Here is a 6,935-nt window from a genome sequence, read left to right as displayed (position 1 = left end):
GCGGCGTTGCCGGATCGCCCGAATACACCCGGTATGAGGGCGACCCGGCGCCTTGCGATGCACCGCATCTGACGCCGCGCGCTGATCCACCGGGAATTACGGGACAGCCCTTAGACGGCGGGCCGCCGGACGAGGCGAAGAAGTTCCTCGACGAAGAGCGGTGGAGGCCTCACGGCGGTCCGTCACCCGAGAGGTGCCCGGCCTACCGCGAGCGCGGCGCCCCCACGCTGTCCCGCACCACGAGCCGGGTCGGGACCAGCGTCGTGCCGTGCTCCGGGGTGTCCTGGCCCATCTGCCGCAGCACACCCTCGACACAGCGCCGCCCCACCTCGGCGAAGTCCTGGTGGACGGTGGTGAGGGGCGGCAGGAAGGAGCCGGCCTCGGGGATGTCGTCGAAGCCGATGACGCTGACGTCGTCGGGCACGTACCGGCCGCGCTCATGCAGTGCCCGCAGCAGGCCCAGCGCCATCTGGTCGTTGGCGGCGAACACCGCGGTGCAGTCCGGCTGTTCGGCCAGTTCGAGGCCGGCCCGGTAGCCGGACTCGGCCGACCAGTCGCCCCGTACCAGCGGGGGCGTGGCGCGGCCCGCCCCGGTGAGTTCCGCGCGCCAGGCGTCGGCCCTGCGCTGGGCCGCAAAGGACTCCTCGGGGCCCGCCAGGTGCCAGACCGTCTCATGGCCGAGGCCGAGCAGATACCGCACGGCGTCCCTGCTGCCGCCCGCCTGGTCGGTGTCGACGACGGTGTACCGGTCTCCGGCGTCCGAGTCCGCGACCACGACCTTGATGTGGGGCGGCAGGGAGAGCGTCACCGCGTCGAGGAGGTGGACCTCCAGGATGACGATGACGGCGTCGACGGCCAGCTCCCCCAGCCGGGAGAACGCGCCGCGCACCTCGTCCTGGGTGGGCACGGCGACGGGCAGCAGCGTCACGGCGTAGCCCTCGTGCGCGGCGGAGGTGGCGATCGCCTCCAGGGTGCGGACGTTACCGGTGGTGGAAAGGCCGAAAGTGATCACACCTATGGTGCGGAACTCGCCACGCTTGAGCGCGCGGGCGGCGCTGTTGGGCCGGTAGCCCAGTTCGCGCATGGCCTCCAGCACCTGCTGGCGCGTCTCCTCGTTCACACCCGCGTAACCGTTGGAGACACGCGAGACGGTCTGCGAGGAGACGCCCGCCAGCCGGGCCACGTCCGCCATCGAGGCGCTCGCCGTCCGGCGGGAAGCCCGTTTCCTGGTGCGCGCCGCGGCCTGCGGTCTGCTCGCCGAGGCGCTGTCCGCTGTGTCCACCCGTCCCCCTCGTCGTTCCGAACCGTAGTTTCCTCAAATGACCCTTGACCACCGTCAACGGGGCAGTGTAGACATGCCGCCATCAGATGTTTACGTAAACATAACAGGCCACGGGCCTTTGAGGGCCTTCGTGTTTACGCAAACATCATCGGCGCAGGACGCCGGGTTTTCGCGAGAGGGACGAGCGAGGAACGACATGACGACGCTACAACCGCCGGCGGCCGCCAAGCCGCGCAAGTCACGGCCTCCGGCACAAGGTGACCGCCGCTCCTGGACGGGGTGGGGTTTCATCGGCCCCTTCGTGGCCGTGTTCACCCTCGTCTTCCTGGCACCGATCGCGTACTCGATCTATCTGAGCCTGTTCCGGGACCAGTTGATCGGCGGCACCCAGTTCGTCGGCTTCGACAACTACCAGCAGGCGCTGCAGGACGAACGGTTCTGGGACTCGCTCGCACGGGTCTCGCTCTTCCTCGCCGTCCAGGTGCCGATCATGCTCTTCATCGGCCTGCTGATCGCCCTCGCGCTGGACAGCGGCCGTCTCTACGGCACGGACTTCTTCCGCATCACGATCTTCCTGCCGTACGCCGTGCCCGCCGTGGTCGCCACCCTCATGTGGGGTTTCATGTACGGCACCAAGTACGGGCTGGTGGGTGACATCAACAGCGCGTTCGGGGTCACCCTGCCCGACCCGCTCTCCAGCGATCTGGTGCTGGCCTCCATCGGCAACATCGTGACCTGGGAGTTCATCGGCTACAACATGCTGATCTTCTACTCCGCGCTGAAGGTCATCCCGAACTCGCTGTACGAGGCCGCGGAGATCGACGGCGCCGGACAGTTCCGGGTCATCACCGCCATCAAGCTCCCCGCCATCCGCGGCGCCCTCGTGATCGCGACGATCTTCTCGATCATCGGCAGCTTCCAGCTCTTCAACGAGCCGAGCATCCTGCGGCCGCTGGCGCGCAACGCCATCACGACCGACTTCACGCCGAACTTCTACACCTACTCGCTGTCCTTCAACGGCCAGCAGCACAACTACTCCGCGGCGGTCGCCATCATCATGGGGCTGATCACCATGGTCATCGCCTATGTCGTGCAGCTTCGCGGCATGCGCAAGGGAGCGTGACCAGCAATGAGCAGCATGAGCGGCACGAGCAGTTCCGCCACCTCCGCCTCCCCGTCCGCGTCCGTTCCGGCCACCGGTACGACCAAGGGTGTGCCCCGGCTGCGCAAGCGCCGTGAGCACTCCGCCGGGCGCCCGAAGCGCAGCGTCCTGCTGACCGTGCTGACCGGCCTGATCCTGGTCTACACCGTGGTGCCCCTGATCTGGCTGGTCATCAGCGCGACCAAGACCCAGGAAGGGCTCGCCGACTCGTCCGGACTGTGGTTCGCCGACGACTTCGCCCTGTGGGACAACATCCGCGACACGTTCACGTACCACGACGGCATCTTCGTCCGCTGGCTGCTGAACACGCTGCTGTACGTCGGGCTCGGGGCCGGCGGTGCCACCTTCCTGGCGATCCTCGGCGGTTACGCGCTGGCGAAGTTCAACTTCCCCGGCAAGCGCGGTGTGTTCGCCGTGGTCATCGGTGCCGTCGCCGTGCCGGGCACCGCGCTCGCGGTGCCGACCTTCCTGATGTTCAGCAAGATGGGACTGACCGACACCCCGTGGGCGGTCATCATCCCCTCGCTGGTCTCGCCCTTCGGTCTGTATCTGATGTGGGTCTTCGCCACCGAGGCGATCCCCGTCGAACTGCTGGAGGCCGCCCGCATCGACGGGGCGGGCGAGGCGCGCACCTTCTTCACGGTCGCCCTGCCGCTGCTCGCTCCCGGCATCGTGACCGTCCTGCTCTTCACCACGGTCGCGACCTGGAACAACTACTTCCTGCCGCTGATCATGCTGAAGGACCCGGACTGGTACCCGCTGACCCTGGGTCTGGACGCCTGGAACAACCAGGCGCAGACCATCGGCGGCGACGTGATCTTCAACCTGGTGATCACCGGTTCGCTGCTCACCATCGTGCCGCTGATCGCCGCGTTCCTGCTGCTGCAGAAGTACTGGCAGTCCGGCCTCGCCGCCGGAAGCGTCAAGGAATGACGCGCCCACAGGCCCCCCTCAGCCCCACCTCCACCCTCACCCTGTCCCACCCACGAAGAAGTGGAAGCATCTCCATGCGCAGAACGACCAGCCGCCTGATGCGCGGCCTCGCCGTCCTCTCCGTCCTCGCCCTGGGCGCGACCGCCTGCGGTGGCTCCGACGACGACAGCTCCGGCTCGAAGCCGGTGTCCTCGGGTGACATCCAGGCGGCCCTCAAGAAGGGCGGCTCGGTCACGGTCTGGGCCTGGGAGCCCACGCTGAAGACGGTCGCCGCCGACTTCCAGAAGAAGTACCCCAAGGTCAAGATCAACCTCGTCGCCGAGCGGTCGGGCGACAAGCACTACACCGCGCTGTCGAACGCCATCTCGGCCGAGAAGGGCGTTCCGGACGTCGCGCAGGTCGAGTACTTCGCGCTCGGGCAGTACGCCCTCACCAAGGGTCTCAGCGACCTGGCCCCCTACGGCGCCGACAAGCTGAAGTCCAAGTACACCGCCGGCCCGTGGAACGCCGTGACCCAGGGCAGTGACAAGGTCTGGGGCCTGCCCATGGACTCGGGCCCCATGGCGCTGTATTACAACAAGAAGGTCTTCGACAAGTACAAGATCGCGGTGCCGACCACCTGGGACGAGTACGTCGAGGCGGCCCGCAAGCTGCACAAGGCCGACCCGAAGGTCTACATCGCCAACGACGCCGGCGACGCGGGCTTCACCACCAGCATGCTGTGGCAGGCCGGTTCGCGACCGTACAAGGTCGACGGCACCAAGGTGAGCGTCGACTTCTCCGACGCGGGCGCCAAGAAGTTCACCGACACCTGGCAGAAGCTGATCGACGAGAAGCTGGTCGCACCGATCAACGGCTGGACCGACGACTGGTACAAGGGCCTGGGCGACGGCACCATCGCCACCCTCGCCAGCGGTGCCTGGATGCCCGCCAACTTCGTCACCGGCGTCCCGAACGCCGCCGGTGACTGGCGCGCGGCCCCCATGCCGGCCTGGACCAAGGGCGACAAGGCGAGCGCGGAGAACGGCGGCAGCTCGCTGACCCTGCCCGAGCTCGGCAAGAACAAGGAACTCGCCTACGCCTTCGTCGAGTACGCCAACTCCGGCGCCGGTGTGCAGAGCCGTGTCAAGGAGGGCGCCTTCCCGGCGACCAACGCGGAACTCCAGGCCGACTCGTTCCTCAACACCGAGTTCGAGTACTTCGGCGGCCAGAAGGCCAACGAGATCTTCGCGGACTCCGCCGCCAACGTCGCCGACGACTGGTCGTACCTGCCCTTCCAGCAGTACGCCAACTCGATCTTCAACGACACCGTCGGCAAGGCCTACGTCGGCAACACCAAGCTCACCGACGGCCTGAAGTCCTGGCAGGACGCCTCCGTCAAGTACGGCAAGGAGCAGGGCTTCACCGTCGAGTAGACGAGCCCAGCCCCCGACGCCTCCCCCAGGTCCTGCCGTCGCGTTCCCGTCCGCCGGGAACGCGACGGCGGGACCCAGTGAAACCCCGGAAGGACCACGATGATCTCCACCCTCCTGTCCCAGCTGGACGGGCCGGACGGTGACCGCACCCCGCGACTCGCGTACGGCGCCGACTACAACCCCGAGCAGTGGCCTCGCGAGGTGTGGGAGGAGGACATCCGGCTGATGCAGGAGGCCGGTGTCAACCTGGTCTCCGTGGGGATCTTCTCCTGGGCCCGCATCCAGCCGGACCTGGACCAGTGGGACTTCGCCTGGCTCGACGAGGTCATGGACCTCCTGCACGCGGGCGGCATCGGCGTCGACCTGGCCACCGCGACCGCCTCCCCGCCGCCCTGGCTCACCACCGCGCACCCGGAGATCCTTCCGGTGACCGCCTCCGGCGAGACGGTGTGGCCGGGGGCGCGCCAGCACTGGCGTCCCACCTCGCCCGTCTTCCGCGAGCACGCGCTGCGCCTGGTCCGCACGATGGCCGAGCGCTACGCGAACCACCCGGCGCTGGTCGCCTGGCACGTCTCGAACGAGCTGGGCTGCCACAACATCTACGACTTCTCGGACGACGCGGCCCACGCCTTCCGCGACTGGCTGCGCGCCCGCTACACCACCCTCGACGCCCTCAACCACGCCTGGGGCACGGCGTTCTGGTCACAGCGGTACAGCGACTGGGGGCAGATCCTGCCGCCCCGGCTGGCCGGCTCCCACCCCAATCCCACGCAGCAGCTCGACTTCAAGCGCTTCTCCTCCGACGCGCTGAAGGAGTACCTGATCGCGGAGCGGGAGGTGCTGCGGGAGATCACGCCGAGTGTGCCGGTCACCACCAATTTCATGGTGATGGGCAACACCAAGGGCATGAACTACCCCGACTGGGCGGGCGAGATCGACTTCGTCTCCAACGACCACTACGTCCACCCGGGCCCGCAGGACCGCGACGAGCTGTCCTTCTCCGCCAACCTCACCAGCGGGATAGCGGGCGGGCAGCCGTGGTTCCTGATGGAGCACTCCACCAGCGCGGTCAACTGGCAGCCCGTCAACGTCGCCAAGCGGCCGGGCGACCTGGCCCGCGACTCGCTGCTGCACGTCGCGCACGGCGCCGACGCCGTGTGCTTCTTCCAGTGGCGCCAGTCGGCGGCGGGCGCCGAGAAGTACCACTCCGCGATGGTGCCGCACGCCGGTGCCGACAGCGAGGTCTTCCGCGCGGTCGTCGAACTGGGGCAGACCCTCAAGGCGCTGGCACCGGTCGCGGGCTCCGAGCGCGAACCGGCCCGCGTGGGCATCGTCTACGACTGGGAGTCCTGGTGGGCGAGCGAGCAGGACTCGCACCCCTCCGCGCTCCTCGACTACCGCCAGGAGGCCCTGGACTGGTACTCGGCGCTGCACACCCTCGGTGTCCGCGCCGACGTCGTGACCACGACGACCGACCTGGAGCGGTACGACGTCCTGATCACCCCCGTGCTGCACGTCGTCCCGGCCCCGCTCGCCAAGGAGCTCACGCGGTACGCGGAGGCCGGCGGCCACCTCGTCACCACGTACTTCTCCGGAGTCGTCGACGAGAACGACCACATCTGGCTCGGCGGTCACCCCGGCGCCCTGCGTGAACTGCTCGGTATCCGCATCGAGGAGTTCGGCCCGCTGCTCGACGGTGACTCCGTCGAGCTGGACGGGGATGCCACGGGCACCCTGTGGACCGACCGGATCGACGTCACCGACCCCTCGGTCGACGTGCTGGCCCACTACCGCAGCGGCGCGTACGCCGGGCGGCCCGCCGTCACCCGCCGTGCCGTGGGCCAGGGCTCGGCCGCGTACGTCTCCACCCGGCTCGGTGCCGAAGGGCTCGCCGGGCTGCTGCCCGCGCTGCTCGGCCCGGCCGGCGTCGAGAGCGAACTGCCCGCCGAAGCACGGGGATCGGTCGAGCAGACCGTGCGCCGCGGTCCCGACGGGCGCTTCCTGTTCCTCGTCAACCGGACCGACGACGACGTGACCCTGACGGGTCTCGCCGGAGAGGTCCTGGTCGGCGGCACCGGCACCGGCGGCGGTCTCGTCCTGGGGCCGAGGGGCATCGCCGTACTGCACCAGCCCACCGCCTGAC

Annotated in this window: 5 protein-coding genes; 4 read left to right on the top strand and 1 reads right to left on the bottom strand. The window is 68.8% G+C overall.

The window, feature by feature from the left end; translation table 11 throughout:
• Window positions 1-202: 202 nt before the first annotated feature.
• A complete protein-coding gene (locus ACZ60E_RS42920; RefSeq protein ID WP_384808287.1) occupies window positions 203-1,282 on the bottom strand; it encodes a LacI family DNA-binding transcriptional regulator in 1,080 nt (359 codons plus the stop codon).
• A 196-nt stretch (window positions 1,283-1,478) separates the two neighbouring features.
• On the opposite strand from ACZ60E_RS42920, the gene ACZ60E_RS42915 reads away from it, so the two are divergent.
• The 4 genes from ACZ60E_RS42915 to ACZ60E_RS42900 all read left to right on the top strand — a co-directional run bounded on the left by ACZ60E_RS42915 (window position 1,479) and on the right by ACZ60E_RS42900 (window position 6,934).
• Window positions 1,479-2,405, top strand: a complete 927-nt coding sequence (locus ACZ60E_RS42915; protein ID WP_384808289.1) for a carbohydrate ABC transporter permease — start codon at window positions 1,479-1,481, stop codon at window positions 2,403-2,405.
• A gap of 15 nt (window positions 2,406-2,420) precedes the next feature.
• The gene (locus tag ACZ60E_RS42910; RefSeq protein ID WP_384808313.1) at window positions 2,421-3,377 is read left to right on the top strand and encodes a carbohydrate ABC transporter permease; all 957 of its coding nucleotides are present in this window, start codon (window positions 2,421-2,423) and stop codon (window positions 3,375-3,377) included.
• A gap of 74 nt (window positions 3,378-3,451) precedes the next feature.
• Window positions 3,452-4,792 (top strand): ABC transporter substrate-binding protein, encoded by a 1,341-nt coding sequence (locus tag ACZ60E_RS42905; RefSeq protein ID WP_384808291.1) that lies wholly within the window; start codon window positions 3,452-3,454, stop codon window positions 4,790-4,792.
• Between the two features lie 99 nt (window positions 4,793-4,891).
• Entirely contained in the window at window positions 4,892-6,934 is a 2,043-nt protein-coding gene (locus ACZ60E_RS42900; RefSeq protein ID WP_469447737.1) for a beta-galactosidase, read from the top strand.
• Window position 6,935 lies beyond the last annotated feature (1 nt).

It is taken from the genome of Streptomyces sp. NPDC102514 (assembly GCF_055584525.1).
This window is presented reverse-complemented; position numbering and strand designations above follow the sequence as displayed.